The following is a 17812-nucleotide window of genomic DNA, read 5'->3' as shown; positions in this document are numbered from 1 at the left end:
CATATTTTGCAATGAAAAAAAAATGCCTTTTTGATCGAAAAAGTATTTGGAAGACCAGATTAATTATTGTCATGTTTCTCTTGTCTTACACAGGAATGACTTCGCAAACAACAACAGCAACAACAACATCGGAACCTAAAAATATGCGTTATAGAGATTCTCTTGATGGAGCTATCGATTTAAGTAATTTTTTAATTTATGCAAATGGTTTTCTGGTAGTTCCAGCCATTATATCTGAACCGGCTTTAGGAGGATTTGGAGGTGCTTTGGCTCCAGTTTTTCTTAAAAAACGAAATCCTGTGATCGATGAAGATGGAAAAAAACGGTTTATAAACCCGGATATAACCGGAGGATTCGGAATGTACACGGCAAATAACAGCTGGATGGTAGGAGCATTTCGTTCTGCAACTTTAGTAAAACCAAAAATACTATATCGTGTTGGAGCAGCGTACGGAGATATAAATCTGTCTTTTTATGCCAATAATCTTCCCGGAGATGATCAGGAATTTAAATTGAATTTTAGATCTTCGGTTTTTTATACACAATGGCTAAAACAATTTAACAATGAAAAATGGAGTGCCGGACCACAATATTTGTTTTTAAATTCAAAAATAAATCTGCCCGACTTTAATCTACCGCCTCCGTTTGTTAAACCAGGTGATATTGAAAGTACAGTAAGTCAGTTAGGGGCAGCGCTTCAATTTGACGGGCGTGACAATATATTTACACCAGATAAAGGAATACGAATTCAGTCAGATTTTTTCTGGTCAGATAAAGGACTAGGAAGTGATTATAATTTCTGGCGTATTAATTTGTCTGCAATAGGTTATTATCCAATAACGGATAAATTAATTGGCGGACTAAGGATTGAAGGGGAGCAGGCGTTGGGAAGTCCGCCTTTTTATCTTAAACCGGGAATCAATTTAAGAGGAATTCCGGCGGCCAGATATATGGGAAACACCAGTATTGTAAACGAACTTGAGTTTCGTTGGGATTTGTATCGAAGATGGAGTTTGATGGGATTTGGTGGTCTTGCAAGTGCATTTGATGATTGGGATAAAGCATTTCAGAAGCCTGTCGTTTACAGTTACGGAACAGGTTTTAGATATTTAATCGCCCGAAAATTTAAACTTCGAATGGGAATTGATGTTGCAAAAGGTAATGAAGATTGGGCGTATTACATTGTTTTTGGAAGTAATTGGATGAGGTAGTTTTTTTAGTGAAAAGTGATTAGTAATTAGTAAGAAGTGAATAGCGAAACGTGAATATTGAAAAATAAAAAAACACCCGACAATTTTTGTCGGGTGTTTTTTTATAATTGCGAGTAAATTTTTTTTATTTTTTCCAATAAGGCTTAATTATTTTGTTTTCTTTTCGGCTTAAAGCTAATAGTACAATGGCTCCTACTGCACAGAATAAAATAGCCTGAATAGATCCTTCAGGACCAAATTCTCCCCCGGTAATGAATTCTGGACCTTGTATTTTAGCATTTAATAAACTATTCGTTTTTTCGTTTCCAGATGTTATTGCACCATAAATTCCAGATTGTGTAAAATTCCAGGCAAAATGCAAGGCTATCGGAAACCATAAATTACGGCTGTAAATGAAAGCAGCTCCAAGCATAAAACCTGCCATAGTTATGCATATTGCCGAAATCAAAGTACCATGAGGATTTGCTAAATGAAAAATACCAAACAGTACTGAAGATAAGGTAAGAGAAATATAACTTCCCAGTTTTTCTTCTACAATTCTAAATATAATTCCACGCACTAATATTTCTTCAATAATAGCAACCGTAAACATAATAGTAAAAGGAATCAGAATGAATGAAATTGGGTTAATGTTCACAACACTGTAGCTTCCGTTTAGGTAGATTACTAAAATAGTAAGAGATTGTAAGGTAAAACCAATGAGAGTGCCAAGAATAAGATTTTTTGCAAGTCCTTTTTTAGAAAATTCTTCGATTGTTCTTTTGTCATATTTTTTAAAGAAAAGAATGTAACTGAAAATGCATAAAGCAGAAACAAAAAGCCCTTTTAAAAGGTTTCGGAAATCTTTTTCAAGTGGTGTTAAGGCTAGTAATTTTACAGCAATTTGTTGACTAATAATAACAACTGCCATAAAAGTGAGTAAAGCAAGAATGATTTTTGTTATTGGGGAATTAAACGTTTTTTGTTTTAAAGTAAGCGTTTCCATTTGATTGTATTTAATGATTTATGATGAGACAAAAATATCCCGAATCAAAACCAAAAAATAGAATGAAATTTGCCTCTCTATAATTTTTGAAATTGTTTAGGCAGAAATCCGGTTTGTGTTTTAAAAGTCCGGATAAAATGGCTTTGATCTGAAAATCCGCATTCTAAAGCGATTTCAGTCAAATTAATTTCATTAGATTGTATCAGCGAAAGCGAACGATTGATTTTAATACGACGCATATATTCGCCCAAAGTGCATCCAAAATATTTAGGAAAATGTTTTGAAATGGTAATAGGGTTGAGGTTTAAAACCAATGCCAAATCCTGCAGATTTGGGTTTTCATTCCAACAATCGTTTAATAATTCATTTAAACTTTTTACCCAAAACGGACTTTTTTCAAATCGATCCAAATGAGTATTAGCAACAGTTAATTGAGAAAACAACATCTTAATTGTATCGGCAGAAAAAGCATCGGCAGTAAGTGTTTCTTTAAAAATCTTTAAAATTAAAAACTTGGTAAAAGTTTCATTTTGAATTGATTTTTCGATTACAGCTTCAGAGATTTGAAGTTCTTTGAGCAGATTTTCTTCAATTTCGATATTGATGTTTCGGGAAGGAAAAAGTGTATTCTGATTTAAATGTAATTCGTCGCTGTGATAAAATAATAGTGAACCCGGACCGACCGTTTCGCTGAAATTTTTTCTTTTCTCCGTCGTGCCTCCTTTTAAAAAAAGCGTTATATGGGCGTTATTGTGCGAATGCCAGCCTTCGTAAACCTTGTTTTGATACTCCGTTTCAACAACTGCAATTCCCTCTTGAGTATTGAAGATGTTTTTGGTATTGCCTAAATAAGTTTCTTTTTCCAGTTCGTACATGTCCGGTTTTGATGTGGCATTTTCAAGAACTAAAGTACTATTTATTTGCAAATAATAGCGAGTATTTTGAAAGTACTATTTTGAAGAAAAATTTTCTAATTATCTAATTGGCAAATTTTCTAATTAAAAAACTCAGATTGTATAATTTGTAAGATTTAAACGCATAATAAAAAGATTGTATAAACATTAACTGTTAAATAATAGTTTTTTTACCGATTATTTAATTGTTTTGTAACAAAAATATAATACGGGCTACTAATTAGTCAACTATTTAAATCCTTTGATTATGTATAAAAATACAATGAAATCAGTTTTTGCTGCATCTGCATTTTTTGTTGCTGTAGGCGGCTGTTTTGCGCAAGACATTTTGGTAAACTCATTAAAGTTGAATGCAAGTGATAAAAGTAAAGAGAACTTTAAATTCACTGAAGTAGTTAACTTAGGAACAACATCAGTAAAATCTCAGGGATCTTCTGGAACTTGCTGGAGTTATTCAACAAACTCATTCTTAGAATCAGAAATGATTCGTTTAGGAAAACAGCCAGTAGAATTGTCTCAGGTTTTTTCAGCAAGAAATGTGTATGTTGACAAAGGCGTAAATTATGTTCGTATGCACGGAGCAATCACTTTAGGTGATGGAGGAGCTTTGCACGATGTAATTAATATGTATAAAAAATACGGAACTGTTCCGAGAGAAGTTTACACAGGATTAAACTACGGAACAGACAAAAATAAATTTGCTGAAATGGCAGCTCTTATAGAAGGAGTTCTTGCAGCGGTTGTGAAAAATCCAAATGGAGAATTGACTCCAAACTGGCAAAAAGCATACGCAGCAGTTATTGATTCTTATTTAGGAAAAGCGCCGGATAACTTCACTTATAAAGGGAAAAACTATACACCACAGTCTTTTGCTAAAGAAGTAGTAGGAATTAATCCAGATGAATATATTGAAATGTCTTCATTTACAACTTCTCCTTATTACCAAAAAACAACAATGATGGTGCCAGACAACTGGTCATTAGATCAGGTTTACAATGTAAAAGTTAATGATATGACGGATGTTATTGACAATGCATTGAAAAAAGGATATACAGTAGCCTGGGCAACTGACGTAAGTGAGAAAAGCTTTAGCTGGAAAAATGGTGTGGCGTATGTACCAACAAAGAAATTTGACGACATGACAGCTGAAGAAAAAGCAGACATGTTCAACGGACCAAAAGCGGAACCAGAAATTACACCAGAAATGCGTCAGGCTGCGTTTGATAATTACACAACAACAGACGACCACGGAATGCATATTATTGGTCTTGCAAAAGATCAAACCGGAAAAGAATATTATATCGTAAAAAATTCTTGGGGAGAAACAAACGACTACAAAGGTTTCTTGTTTGTAACTAAAAATTTCGTGAAATATAAAACGACTGCATTGTTAGTAAACAAAGGCGGAATTCCTGCTGAGATTGCTAAGAAATTAGGGGTTTAATTTTATTCCGATTTAAAAATAGAAAAAGCGCTGCAAGAAATTGCGGCGCTTTTTTTGTTGATATTTTACTATGTCTAGTGCTTAAAAACCGTATTTAAACGTCTTTTAAGGTTGTTTACGGGTTAAATAAACATAAAAAAAGAAGTATAACTACCTTTACTATAGTTTTTTGAAATAAACAACTTAATCAAAATTATCATGAAAAATTATGCAGAAATTTTTGTGGCAATTGTGTGTGTTGTTCCTTTTAGCTGTTTTGCGCAAAAAGCAGTTTCAAAAGCCCCTGTTATAGCATCGGCTGGAAGTACACATTTACAATCAGACAAGAAGTCAGATAATGATCTTGTTATAGAAGCTTACTATGTTGAAGAAACAATAAATATGACCTTTGGAAGAAGAGTTACAAAATACGAAGTTTCAAAACTAGATATGGTTAATACTTATGATCTTGGTCCAAATAACACTAGAACTGTAACTCCAATTTACAGAAAACCCAAATTGAAACAAACGGAAGTACCGCTAATGTCAAAAGTAGTCATCGATATTCCTGATGAAAAGGTAGAGCCAGTAAAAGTGGCAGTAGCACGCCCTACGGAAGCGCCAAAATATATAGATATTGATATTTCAAAAACTTACACAAAAGTGGTCGATAAAGGCTATAAAAATACCGATATGCTTAAAAAAGTAGCAGACAAATCGTATTTTGAAGGTGACATGGAATCTGCAGCTAAATATTACGGTGAATTGATAGAAGTAGGCAAAAATCTAGATCCAATTTATTACTATCGTTGCGCCGAATCATTAAAAGCCATTAACAAGCCAGAAAAAGCAAATGAGATGATGGTTTTGTTTGAAAGTAAAAATCTAGCTAATAAAGTAGCAAAACAATAAAAATGCAGAGAGAATGAAGGAATGAACTTTACTTTGATATAAAACAAAAAAAAGACTATCGTAAATGATAGTCTTTTTTTTTTAAGCTCCCCCTCTTGGGCTCGAACCAAGGACCCTCTGATTAACAGTCAGATGCTCTAACCAACTGAGCTAAGGAGGAATCACCTTAAAGGTAAATATGTTTGCTAAAAAAAGTTGCTCCCCCTCTTGGGCTCGAACCAAGGACCCTCTGATTAACAGTCAGATGCTCTAACCAACTGAGCTAAGGAGGAAAGTGTTGCTCTTTTTAGCGAGTGCAAATATAATCGAATTTTTAGTTTCTCAAAAATATTTTAACTCTTTTTATTCATTTTTTTTTCTACTTCATAATTGCCTTATAAATATCGTTTCCGTTTGCGAACAAAAGCAACGCTATAAGTAGTACGAAGCCAACCATTTGGGCGTTTTCAAGGAATTTATCGCTTGGTTTTTTGCCACTAACAATTTCATATAATAAAAACATCACATGACCTCCATCAAGAGCCGGAATTGGTAATAAATTCATCACTCCAAGCATAATTGACAAAATAGCGGTAATATTCCAGAAAGCTTCCCAGCTCCAAGAACTCGGAAAAATGTTATAAATCGCAGCAAAACCACCCACTTGTTTATAAGCTTTAGTTTCTGGATTAAAAATCATTTTTAATTGTTTTCCGTAACCTATCAGACGATCTTTTCCTTTCGCAAGTCCAACAGGAATAGATTCCAGAAAAGTATATTCTTTCGTACTTACTTTGTAGTATCCTAATTTTTCTAATGATTTGATATCTAAACCACCTGGAACAACACCTATAGTTCCTTTTGCAGAAACCTTAAGCGTAATAGGAGTTTGTTTTAAATCACGTAAAACAACAGCTTGAATTGTTTTTCCTTTATTTGCACTTAAAATTACTTTAACCTGATCATAATATTTAGCTTCTTGTCCATTTAATGTAACAAGTAGATCTTTTGGTTTAAGCGAAGTATTTGGCGAATCATCTTGAACGCTTCCGACAACAAAAGGCATTCGGGTATCAATTAAAAAACCTTTCTCGTGTTTAGATAACTGATCAACAAAATCAGTCGGCATTTTGATGGTTTTCTGTTGTCCGTTGCTCTCAATTAAAATTTCTTTTGCCATGATGACCTTCATGTTGGTGTCATCATCAAAGTTTTCAATTTTTTGACCATCAATAGAGATAATTTTATCTCCTGTTTTTATTCCAATTTTTTCCATTACAGGATTGGTTATCCATACACCATCTTTCAAATCAGAATTTGCAATATAAGTATCGCCATAAACAAAAGCCATTCCTATATATATAATAAAAGCCAGGATAAAGTTTACCGTAACACCTCCAAGCATAATAATCAAACGTTGCCAAGCTGGTTTAGAACGAAATTCCCATGGCTGAGGTGGCAAAGCCATTTGTTCTTTGTCCATACTTTCGTCGATCATTCCAGAGATTTTTACATAACCTCCAAGCGGAAGCCATCCAATTCCGTATTCTGTTTCGCCGATTTTCTTTTTTAATAGAGAATATTTAACATCAAAAAATAAGTAAAATTTTTCGACTCTGGTTTTGAATAATTTAGCAGGGATAAAATGCCCTAATTCATGAAGAATAATAAGTAAAGATAAACTCAATAGAAATTGAGAGAGTTTGATAACTATATCCATTTTATAATTTTAGTTCGTATTTAACGCACAAAAGTAACGTTTTAAAATTTAATTTAAGCCCGCAATATAATACTTAAGGTTTTAAATGTTTGTTAATAATTGTGCTTAGTTCTACTTATTAGTAAATCATTTGTATAAATCGTTACAATTGTCTTATACTGATATTTTTAAAACTTTTTTATCTCTTTAATCTTGATACTTTCTTTTTAATTTCATGTTTGTTGTAAAACGATGTTTTTATAAGGAATTAATATAAGTTGTTGCAAATCCTTTAAAACTATCACATTCCATTAACTTTTATGATGAAACTATGAATTTTGTTAAACAAATTGAAAGGATGAAAAGAATGCATAAATTAATTGTTTCTGAAAACACAGGAGCTCCAAGTGTTTTTGCAAGAAAATTAAGTTTGAGTCGAAGCCAACTTTATAATGAACTGGAAGTTATTAAGGAATTGGATGCTCCTGTAAAATATTGCAAAAAAAAGAGAAACCTTTTTCTATGAAACTTCTTTTGAGTTAATATTAAATTATTCGCTTAAAACGATTAAAGATGATGAATCTAAAGAAATTTTTGGAGGCTCAAACTTCTGTCCAATTTTATTAGACGGAAGTATGATAAGTTTGCTATAACGAAAACGTTCTCGAGAAAATGATTTTGTTGAAAATTTATTAATTAACCATTTAAATTTTAAAGTTATGAATTTACAAGAATTGAATTTAGCAGAGCTTAATATTCATGAAGTCCAAGAAGTTGAAGGGGGCTGTCCAGTTTGTTTGTATTTACAGTGTGAATCACATGTAAAAGATTTTTTAAGAGGATTGTTTGACTTATAAATTTGAATAAATTATGCTAGTAGAATTAAAAAACACAGAATTGGTTGAGATTAATGGAGGTTGTCAAGATTGTTACGATAATGGCGCTAAATTAAGAAAATTAATAGGCATTGCTTGGGATGTTCTCATGGCTATTTAATAAATATAGAGGTTGTCTTAACAACCTCTTTTTATTTGCTAAACTTAAATAAGAAAAATGAACTATAGAAGTACAATTAATTACAGCTTAAAAGAGAAAGTACTAAAAGTAATAACTTCATATTTACTAGGTTTAAGTTTAATTATTATTACAGTATTAGTAATAATCTTGCCTCTAGATTTTGTTATTACTAAATATCTTCATTTTGAATCTGTCAAAGAATTAATACATCAAACACAAAACAAATATGTTAAGTATCCTTTTTATATAACTGTCTTTGTAGGTCCTATTATTGAGGAATTATTGTTTCGATTATGCTTAATAGTTAACAGAAAAAATATTTCAATTTTTACAGGTTTTTTTTTGCATGAAATATTACGAAGACGTTTTATAAAATTAAATTTTCATGATGAATTGTATTTCTATATAATTTTAATTGGTGTTTTTACTTTTTTACTTACATGGAAATTTTTGACTCCAACGATTATTAATTCTATTGACAAGAGGCAAAATTGGTTAGTTTGGATTTCAATAATATTTTTTGGATTAATACATATTACTAATATTAAAATTCTGCATTGGGAATTAGCTTTATTTTATCCTTTTTATGTAATACCCCAAATGATCATGGGTTATTTTATTACTAATTTAAGATTAAAATACGGTTTTTTTTGGGGTCTGTCTTTGCATTCACTATTTAATTTTGTTGCAATTATTATATAATCAGAAATAAATTAGAAGCAACATTATTTTATTTAAATGAAAAAAAGAGTTTCATATTAACTTTAAAAATATATATGTCAAAATATAAACTAACTAAAAATGAAAGTCAAAGGATTGGGAAAGGGATAAATGAAAATATAATTTTTAATATTATTCTTTTCATTTTTCTATTAGTTGTTTTTTTTAAATGGAATTTAATTGACGACTTTTTTAATCATTCCTTTTTTATTGGCGACTTAAAAATAAAAATTATCACATTCGTTATGATATAGTATTTATTAATGTTTAAAAAATAGCAGACTATACTAAAGAATATTTTTTTAAAGTAATATTAAGTTTTTTCTAAAAACGATAAAAGATGATGAATCTAAAGAAATTTTTGGAGGCTCTAACTTCTGTCCAATTTTATTAGACGGAACTATGATAAGTTTGTTGTAACGAAAACGTTCTCGAGAAAATGATTTTGTTGAAATTTATTAATTAACAATTTAAATTTTAAAATTATGAATTTACAAGAATTGAATTTAGTTGAGCTTAATGCTCAGGAAGTGCAGGAAGTTCAAGGAGGGGGAGGATGTCCTCCTTATAATGATTATAATCCAGCCCCTTATTTATCACATCAATTAATAGATTTTTGCAGAGGCTTTTTAGATGCATTTTAATAGTTAAATTTTTAATAACATGGAAAATATTGTTGGAATTACGGAGCTTAATTTTAATGAATTAATTGAAATTGAGGGAGGACATGACGGAGTTGCTTATGAAGTTGGGCATTATGCGGCTAAAGCTCTCTTAGCAGCTGGTGCTGTAATCGTTATAATTGCTTTTATTTAAATTACTATGTGGTTGTTTTCAGCAACCACATAGTTTAAATATTTTTATTATTAATCAATAAAATGTCATTTTTATGAAATCATTGAGCTACATTTTTCTAGTCATTGGTATATTTTTTATACTGGGTTTTATTAATACTTTTTTTTCAAAAAACACAGTGCATCAAATATTTTCTTTCGATGTTAATATTTGGGTCTATAGAATTTGGGAGCTAATTATGGCAAGTGTTTTTATTATGTTTTTTTTTCAAAAAAGAGAAAAGTAATAAAAAACCGATATCATAATTTTTTATAAGACAACTAAAATTTAGAAATGCAGATTTTTAAAATTAGGATTATATGAAAAGCACAAGTAAAACACTTTGGTTGATAATGACTTTAATTGCTATAGTTCTAATACTTTCAATTTGGTCGTTTGAAAAGGGAGAAGCAATTGGAGCCATAATTGCAAAATAAGATTTAAAGTCTTGAAAACTATAAGTTTTATTGAAAGGCGTGATCAAAAAATAAAATTTAAATGAAAAATAAATTTATTGATGGAGAAAAATTTCAAATTGTTATGATAAAAATGGCTCTTTTCATTAGCCTTTTATATGTTTTGTTTTTTCGAATCGAAATAAAATAGAATTTTGGAATGATTTTGAAAGAGGACTTTTCGGTTTGCCACCCACAGCAAAATAGTTTAGTAAAAATCAGACGATGGAAAAAAGAAAAACCTAAGTAATTCAATATATTATCTATATAGTATTTGCATTGTATATTAATTGTAAGCAATTTGGTCGTCTTCTTGGCGATCCACTTCCATTTTAATTATGATTGATTTTTTATTTTTTAAAAGCCCTTCATTATTGATTAGAAAAGACAATTCTTTTGCTCAAAAAGCAAAAGAATTGTTGTTTAATCTTTTTTATATGTACTTGCTTCTTTTTGTTGCTACTATCGTTTTAAAACTAGTTGATTATTATGTGCAAAATCAGTTTAATTTTTCGTTTTATGAAACTATTTTTAATAAACAAAAAATGAAGCTTAGTAACAGTTCAATTTTTCGCATACTTTTTATTGTCCCGCTTCTAGAAGAGTTAATTTTTAGGTTACCGCTGAGCCTTAAAAAAATGCACATGCCTTTTATAAGTCTTTTGTTTGTTATTTTTTTAATTCATAAGCCTTCTGATGTATATAATTTTCGTCTTCTAATAAAATTAATATTAATTATTTTGCTGTTAGGAAGTTTAATTTACAAGTTTTTTGATCAACAAATTTTAGTAATAATCTCAACCAAATTTTACCCCTATTATTTTTACACATTTTGTATTTCATTTGGATTAATGCATTTGTTAAACTTTTACAGATCTGTTCCGGTTAGTCTAATTGTTATTGCTCCTTTATTTGTAGTTCCTCAAATAATTACAGGTTATTTTATAAGTTATATAAGATTAAGAAATGGTTTTTTTTGGGGATTGGTATTTCATTGTATATGTAATATGCTTGCTGTTTATTTATTTGATTCATAAAAGATGATGAATCAAAAGAAATTTTGGAGGCTCAAACTTCTGTCCAATTTTATTAGACGGAACTATGATAAGTTTGCTATAACGAAACATTCTAGAGGAAATGATTTTTGTTGAAATTTATTAATTAACCATTTAAATTTTAAAATTATGAATTTAGAAGAATTGAATTTAGCTTAATGTTCTGGAAGTGAACGAAACCAAAGGATGAATTGCAATTGCTGGTGCAATATATGGTGCAGGTTATGCAATAGGTCAAGCTTATTATCATTATTCACATTAATAAATCAAGGCTCTAAAACATTATAATGCTATAGAGCCGTGTTGTTTTTTTATTTAATAAAAAAAGATATTTGTTATGCAGAAAGTTATAATAAAAAAATAAGCAAAGTTTTTTTTATAGCAGTTTTTATATATTTTTTGGGCTACGCACTAGGAAAAGCTTTTTATTTTTTTACAAAAAATTAAAAATGTTTTTACTATAAAGTCTTAAAATTAAAATATTATGTACAAAAATAAAGATCAAAAAATTTGCTGGAAAAGACTTCAAAGTTTTATGTTGAAAATTATTTTTTTCATTTGTCTATGGTATGTTTTTTCGAATCCGAATTCAATTAAATTTTGGGATGATTTTGAAAGAGGCCTTTTCGGTTTGCCACCCAGAACAAAATAATTTAGTAAAATCAGACTATGGAAAAAGAAAAACCTATGCAATTCAATATATTATCTATTTAGCATTTGCATTATGTAATTGGTAAAATAAGCTCATAGCCTTTTAAATAAATCATCATTAAATAATTGATACATAATGTAGCAATTTTAAATGCTATTATATTGTTGTTTTTTAAAAGGAAAAGAATAGGATAAATATTTATGAATTTCACCTCAGATCCAATAAACACATTAGAAAATCTTATCGCAAAAAATAAAGCAAAAAGCTTTTCCATTTATCTAGTTAGTCTTTTAGGAATCATTATTTTTTTTAGCTTATTGCCTATAATTAAAGTTGATATCAGCAGTCAGAGCCGTGGCATAATTCGCAGTAAAACGGATAATGTCCCTATTGCAACTATCGTAAGCGGAAAGGTTGAATGGATAGCTGTAAAAAATAATGCTTATGTAAAAAAAGGAGATACGCTTTTAAAAATCTCAAAAGAAAATCTTGAAAGCGATAAAACAACTCAGGATATGTTATCGAGTTCAACTTCTTCGTTATTAGAAGATATTTCAAATCTGTTGCAAAATCAAACGACAGATTTAGTCACTTCTGTGGCACGTGAAGATTTATTTAAATTTCAATCAGGAAAAAACGAACTACAAAGTAAAATTTCGCAAGCGCAAATAAATTATGAACGAAACAAAATTCTTTATGATAAAGATATAATTGCACAAGCAGATTTTGAAAAATATGAATACGAATTACGCTTAAACAAACAAGCACTACAAAGTTTTGTAAGTCAGCAAAAGTCAACTTGGGAAAATCAGAAAAGAGATTTAGAAGAGCGTTTGAAAAATCTTAATGGAACAATTGCTAAAATAAAGGTTGAAGCGAATAATTATTTTGTTGTAGCGCCTATTTCTGGAACTATAGAAAACTTTTTGGGAATTCAAAAAGGATCTTATGTAAATGCCTCACAATCTATTGCAATTATTTCTTCAGCTGATAATCTTATTGTAGAAAATATTGTTTCACCAAATGATATTGGTTTGATCAAGAAAAATCAAAAAGTAAAATTTCAGCTTGATGCTTTTAATTATAATCAATGGGGTTTTTTGGAAGGAAAAGTAATTGATATTGACCGAAATATTACAATTCAAGCTGAACAGACTTTTTTTAAAGTTCGATGTTCACTAGATTCTAAAACTTTAAAACTGAAATCGGGTTATAAAACTGATGTTTCAAAAGGTATGACCTTAACGACAAGGTATATAATTACGCGTAGGAGTTTATTCGATTTGTTATTTGATAAAATGGATAATTGGTTAAACCCAAAACAAAAGAACAGATAAAAAACCAATGGCTTCAGTAAAAATAAAACAACATGATATTAAAGATTGTGGTGCTGCTTGTTTGGCATCTATTGGAAATCATTTCAAAGTTAATTTGCCTATTGCCAGAATACGTCAATATGCAAATACAGATAAACGCGGTACAAATGTCTTGGGGATAATTGAAGCAGCTGATAAAATGGGCTTTACGGCAAAAGGTGTAAAAGGCGGTTTAGATTCTTTAGATAAAATCCCGTTACCTGCTATTGCTCATATTATTACACGAGAACAGCTTCATCATTATGTGGTAATTTATAAAATCGAGAAATCTAAAATCACGGTCATGGATCCTGGTTTTGGTAAAATGCAAACATATACTTTTGAAGATTTTCAAAAAATATGGTCAGGAGTATTAATTCTTTTTGCGCCAAATAATGATTTTAAAACTCTTAATGAGAAAACTTCACCCATAAAAAGATTTTGGAATTTAATTCAGCCACACAAAACTATTTTAATTCAGGCTTTAGTTGGGGCAATATTGTTTACAGTTTTAGGACTGGCAATGTCAATCTACATACAAAAAATAACTGATTATGTTTTGGTTGATGGAAATAGAAATCTGCTCAATTTATTGAGTGTTTCTATGATTGCAGTAATTTTTCTGCAAGCTTTTATTGGCTCGCAGAAAAGTATTTTTGTTATGAAAACGGGTCAATTAATTGATGCTAAATTAATTTTAGGCTATTATAAACATTTGCTCCATCTGCCTCAGCGCTTTTTTGATACCATGCAAATAGGCGAAATCACCTCTCGAATTAATGATGCTGTAAAAATACGTTCGTTTATAAATGAAGTTGCAATAGAAATGATTGTAAATGTTTTTATTGTCATTTTTTCATTTTCATTAATGTTCACTTATTATTGGAAATTGGCTCTGGTTATTGTTTTAGTCATTCCTTTTTATGTTTTAATTTATTTTCTGCTAAACAAATTCAATAAAAAAGTTGAAAGAAACATAATGGAAAATGCTGCAGAACTGCAAACACAATTAGTTGAAAGCATTACGCATGTTAGAACTGTAAAAGAATTTGGAATTGAAGAATTTTCAAATTTAAAAACCGAAAATAAATTCGTAAAGCTTTTATTTACAACTTATAAATCAGGATTAAATGGGATTTTCGCAACAACATCAACGCAATTTCTAGCGTCTCTCTTTACTATTATTTTAATGTGGATTGGTTCTGGTTATGTGATTGACAGAGCTATAACTCCAGGAGAATTATTTTCGTTTTATGCTTTAATAGGATATTTTACTTCACCAGTCGCTTCTTTAATAAATATGAATAAAACAGCGCAAAATGCACTAATTGCAGCTGACAGGTTATTTGAAATAATGGACTTGGAAAGAGAGGAAACAGAAAATAAGGTCGAATTGCAAAAAGAGAATTTAGGAGATATAAAATTCGAGAATGTTTCCTTTCGTTACGGTTCTCGTGTAGAGGTTTTTAAAAGTTTTAGTGCAGTATTTAAAAAGAATGAAATGACAGCAATAGTTGGAGAAAGCGGTAGTGGGAAAACAACATTAATTTCACTTCTTCAAAACTTGTACCCAATAAAAGAAGGAAAAATTTTAATTGGTAAATATGACACGAAATTTATTCATTATCAAAGTTTGCGGAAAATGGTAGGAGTTATTCCGCAACAATTAAATTTATTTTCCGGAAATATTATAGACAACATTGCTTTGGGAGATTCTTTTCCAAATATTCAAAGAATTTTAGACTTATCAAAACAATTAGGTATTAATGAATTTGTAGAAAAACTGCCAAATGGTTTTGAAACTCAAATTGGAGAAAACGGAGCAATGCTTTCTGGAGGACAAAAGCAAAGAATTGCTATCGCAAGAGCATTGTATAAAAATCCTGAAATTTTATTAATGGACGAAGCGACTTCATCATTGGATAGTAATTCAGAAAAAATTGTAAAACAAGTAATAGATAATTTTAAATCACAAGGAAAAACGATAATTGTTATTGCACATCGATTGAGTACAATTGCAAATGCTGATACAATTTTGGTAATGAAAGAAGGAAATATTGTTGAATCTGGAAATCATTTGAATTTATTGGAACAAAAATCAGAATATTATAACCTTTGGAATAAACAGAATTTGCTTTAAATGTTTGTTAATTAATAAACATTTAGATTTCCTCTTTTATAAGGATACCGTAACTTTACTTTTTAAACGGCTATTGTCTTCAATTGGTAGTCTAAATTCATTAAAAGTTACAATTATGGCTTCACAATTATTTTCTTCTTTAACAATAAAAAACACCACTTTAAAAAATAGAATTGTCATTTCGCCAATGTGCCAATATTCGGCTGAAGACGGATTTGCAAACGACTGGCATTTGGTTCATTTAGGAAGCCGTGCAAGCGGAGGCGCCGGATTGATTATTCAGGAAGCAACTGCAGTTTCTCCAGAAGCGAGAATTTCTCCTGCTGATCTTGGAATCTGGAAAGACGAACATATCGAAAAACTGAAACAAATCAATGCTTTTATTGTTTCTCAAAATTCGATTCCCGGAATTCAACTAGCGCATGCGGGACGAAAAGCAAGTGTTTCGGCTCCTTGGCTTGGCAATAAAAAATTAGATTTCGCTCAAGGCAGATGGCAAACTGTTGCGCCAAGTGCCATTCCGTATCACGAGGGCGAACCTTTTCTTCCGGAAGCTTTAGATAAAAACGGAATTCAAAAAATAATATCAGATTTTAAATCGGCTACAAAAAGAGTAGTTGAAGCGGGATATCAGGTTGTAGAAATTCATGCGGCGCACGGCTATTTGTTGCATCAGTTTTTGTCACCTTTGACAAATATCAGAACCGATGAATATGGAGGAAGTTTCGAAAACAGAATCCGATTTACATTAGAAATCGTGGAAGCAGTTCAAACCGAATGGCCTTCAGATTTACCATTATTTGTTCGAATTTCAGCAACAGATTGGGCAGAAAATGGATGGAATGCTGAAGAATCTGTACAGCTTTCAAAAATATTAAAAGAAAAAGGAGTAGATTTAATCGATGTTTCGTCTGGCGGATTGGTTTCGCATCAAAAAATTAATATTGGACCAGGTTATCAGGTTCCTTTTGCAGAAAAAGTTAAAAAAGAAGCCCATATTTTGACGGGAGCCGTTGGTTTAATTACGGAAGCAAAACAAGCAGAAGAAATTTTGAATAATGGTCAGGCCGATTTAATTTTGTTTGCCAGAGAATCATTAAGAAATCCGAATTTGCCTTTGGATTTTGCAGCAACATTAAACGACGATATTCAATGGCCAAAACAATACGAAAGAGCTAAACTTTAATATTTTTCCGCCACGAATTCACGAATTACAAGTTTTGTTTAAAAAATAAATTCGTGAATTGCTTCGCCTGTTCGCTATCGCTCGGGTCGTGGCGGAAAAAAAAATCATAACAACATGCAAAAAATAAAAACAGCACTATTATCATACGGAATGTCGGGGAAAGTTTTTCACGCTCCGTTTTTAGATATTCATCCCGGATTTGAATTATTAGGATCTTGGGAACGAAGCAAAAAACTTATTCAGGAAGATTATCCTGACGTAAAAAGTTATCCCTCAATTGATGATGTATTGGCAGATGATGTCGATTTGGTAATCGTAAACACGCCAGTTGGCACACATTACGAATATGCGAAAAAAGTACTTTTGGCAGGAAAACATGCTGTTGTCGAAAAAGCTTTCACAACAACTGTTGCAGAGGCCGAAGAGCTGACTCAAATAGCAAAAGAAAAAGGATTAAAATTAGCCGTTTTTCAAAACAGAAGATGGGACAGCGATTTTAAAACGATTCAGAAAATAATTAATGACGGCGTTTTAGGAGAATTGGTGGAAGCCGAATTCCATTTTGACAGATATAACCCATTGCTGAGTCCGAAAGCGCATAAGGAAACAGCCAATGATGGAGCCGGAATCCTGAAAGATTTAGGTCCGCATTTGATTGATCAGGCGATTTGTTTATTTGGTTCGCCAAAATCGGTTTTTGCAGATATTCGATATACCAGAGAAAATTCATTAGTCGACGATTATATTGACTTATTACTAATTTATGAAGTTTTCAGAGTGCGCTTAAAAGCTGGATTTTTTGTTAGAGAAGCCAATCCAGCGTTTACGATTCATGGCAGAAAAGGTTCTTTCTTAAAACCGAGAGGCGATGTTCAGGAAGATGAATTGAAAATTGGTGAAAAACCAAATTTAGAATCTTGGGGAACAGAACCTGAAAATCTGCAAGGTCTTTTGCATACCGAAATTGATGGAAAAATAATTCGTGAAAAAGTCCCGACATTACAAGGAAATTATTTCTCCTTTTTTGACGGCGTTTACAATTCAATTATAAACGATACGACAGAACCAGTTACAGGTCAAGATGGCGTAAAAGTAATGCAGATTATCGAAGCTGCAATTGCGAGCAACGCACAACGCACTGTAATTAATTTGTAATTTTTTTAAACACATAGAGACATAGCTTATCCAATTTAATAGAAGGCGTTTCACTTGTTAAAATTCACATAGCTATGTGTTTTTATTCAAAGTGAAACGCCTTTTACGCATGAAAAAAAT

17 protein-coding genes and 2 tRNA genes are annotated in these 17812 nt (G+C 30.9%); 14 read left to right on the top strand and 5 right to left on the bottom strand.

Annotation, left to right across the window (positions count from 1 at the left end; translation table 11 throughout):
* Nucleotides 1-11: 11 nt before the first annotated feature.
* On the top strand, nt 12-1211 hold the full coding sequence (locus GQ47_RS06435; protein ID WP_035646383.1) for a BamA/TamA family outer membrane protein: 1200 nt from the start codon (nt 12-14) through the stop codon (nt 1209-1211).
* Between the two features lie 124 nt (nt 1212-1335).
* Here GQ47_RS06435 and GQ47_RS06430 read toward each other — a convergent pair whose 3' ends face one another.
* Together GQ47_RS06430 and GQ47_RS06425 are read right to left on the bottom strand one after the other, a co-directional pair.
* Entirely contained in the window at nt 1336-2196 is an 861-nt protein-coding gene (locus GQ47_RS06430; RefSeq protein WP_035646380.1) for a CPBP family intramembrane glutamic endopeptidase, read from the bottom strand.
* Nucleotides 2197-2273: 77 nt separating this feature from the next.
* Nucleotides 2274-3122 (bottom strand): AraC family transcriptional regulator, encoded by an 849-nt coding sequence (locus GQ47_RS06425; protein WP_035646376.1) that lies wholly within the window; start codon nt 3120-3122, stop codon nt 2274-2276.
* A 235-nt stretch (nt 3123-3357) separates the two neighbouring features.
* Here GQ47_RS06425 and GQ47_RS06420 point away from each other — a divergent pair, with 235 nt between their 5' ends.
* Nucleotides 3358-4554, top strand: coding sequence for a C1 family peptidase (locus GQ47_RS06420; RefSeq protein ID WP_035646372.1), 1197 nt, complete (start codon nt 3358-3360; stop codon nt 4552-4554).
* 198 nt (nt 4555-4752) lie between these two features.
* The gene (locus GQ47_RS06415; RefSeq protein ID WP_035646369.1) at nt 4753-5445 is read left to right on the top strand and encodes a hypothetical protein; all 693 of its coding nucleotides are present in this window, start codon (nt 4753-4755) and stop codon (nt 5443-5445) included.
* 86 nt (nt 5446-5531) lie between these two features.
* Here GQ47_RS06415 and GQ47_RS06410 read toward each other — a convergent pair.
* The 3 genes from GQ47_RS06410 to rseP all read right to left on the bottom strand — a co-directional run bounded on the left by GQ47_RS06410 (nt 5532) and on the right by rseP (nt 7144).
* Nucleotides 5532-5605: transfer RNA gene (locus GQ47_RS06410), tRNA-Asn, on the bottom strand.
* A 38-nt stretch (nt 5606-5643) separates the two neighbouring features.
* Nucleotides 5644-5717: transfer RNA gene (locus GQ47_RS06405), tRNA-Asn, on the bottom strand.
* Between the two features lie 86 nt (nt 5718-5803).
* Nucleotides 5804-7144: an RIP metalloprotease RseP gene (gene rseP, locus GQ47_RS06400; RefSeq protein WP_035646367.1), complete on the bottom strand. Its 1341-nt coding sequence runs from the start codon at nt 7142-7144 to the stop codon at nt 5804-5806.
* Nucleotides 7145-7490: 346 nt separating this feature from the next.
* Here rseP and GQ47_RS23730 point away from each other — a divergent pair, with 346 nt between their 5' ends.
* From GQ47_RS23730 to GQ47_RS06355, 11 genes are all read left to right on the top strand, one after another.
* Nucleotides 7491-7649 carry a hypothetical protein gene (locus GQ47_RS23730; RefSeq protein ID WP_238567951.1) on the top strand — a complete coding sequence of 53 codons (159 nt, stop codon included), beginning with the start codon at nt 7491-7493 and terminating at the stop codon, nt 7647-7649.
* 193 nt (nt 7650-7842) lie between these two features.
* On the top strand, nt 7843-7980 hold the full coding sequence (locus tag GQ47_RS23600) for a hypothetical protein (protein ID WP_193745213.1): 138 nt from the start codon (nt 7843-7845) through the stop codon (nt 7978-7980).
* A 13-nt stretch (nt 7981-7993) separates the two neighbouring features.
* A complete protein-coding gene (locus tag GQ47_RS23820; RefSeq protein ID WP_256380876.1) occupies nt 7994-8119 on the top strand; it encodes a hypothetical protein in 126 nt (41 codons plus the stop codon).
* A 57-nt stretch (nt 8120-8176) separates the two neighbouring features.
* Nucleotides 8177-8842, top strand: coding sequence for a CPBP family glutamic-type intramembrane protease (locus GQ47_RS06390; RefSeq protein WP_035646364.1), 666 nt, complete (start codon nt 8177-8179; stop codon nt 8840-8842).
* Nucleotides 8843-9345: 503 nt separating this feature from the next.
* Nucleotides 9346-9504 (top strand): hypothetical protein, encoded by a 159-nt coding sequence (locus tag GQ47_RS23595; RefSeq protein ID WP_193745212.1) that lies wholly within the window; start codon nt 9346-9348, stop codon nt 9502-9504.
* A gap of 19 nt (nt 9505-9523) precedes the next feature.
* A complete protein-coding gene (locus GQ47_RS23590; protein WP_193745211.1) occupies nt 9524-9676 on the top strand; it encodes a hypothetical protein in 153 nt (50 codons plus the stop codon).
* An 811-nt stretch (nt 9677-10487) separates the two neighbouring features.
* Nucleotides 10488-11186 (top strand): hypothetical protein, encoded by a 699-nt coding sequence (locus GQ47_RS06375; protein ID WP_035646356.1) that lies wholly within the window; start codon nt 10488-10490, stop codon nt 11184-11186.
* An 870-nt stretch (nt 11187-12056) separates the two neighbouring features.
* Nucleotides 12057-13193, top strand: coding sequence for an HlyD family secretion protein (locus tag GQ47_RS06370; RefSeq protein WP_035646353.1), 1137 nt, complete (start codon nt 12057-12059; stop codon nt 13191-13193).
* 7 nt (nt 13194-13200) lie between these two features.
* Entirely contained in the window at nt 13201-15351 is a 2151-nt protein-coding gene (locus tag GQ47_RS06365) for a peptidase domain-containing ABC transporter (RefSeq protein ID WP_035646352.1), read from the top strand.
* Between the two features lie 115 nt (nt 15352-15466).
* Nucleotides 15467-16537: an NADH:flavin oxidoreductase/NADH oxidase gene (locus GQ47_RS06360; protein WP_035646351.1), complete on the top strand. Its 1071-nt coding sequence runs from the start codon at nt 15467-15469 to the stop codon at nt 16535-16537.
* 114 nt (nt 16538-16651) lie between these two features.
* Complete coding sequence (locus tag GQ47_RS06355; RefSeq protein WP_035646350.1) at nt 16652-17692, top strand: Gfo/Idh/MocA family oxidoreductase; 1041 nt, start codon at nt 16652-16654, stop codon at nt 17690-17692.
* Nucleotides 17693-17812 lie beyond the last annotated feature (120 nt).

Source organism: Flavobacterium sp. ASV13, from assembly GCF_000745775.1.
GTDB lineage: Bacteria > Bacteroidota > Bacteroidia > Flavobacteriales > Flavobacteriaceae > Flavobacterium.
Note: the sequence above shows the minus strand (reverse complement) of the source record. Positions and strands in the feature narration are given on the sequence as shown.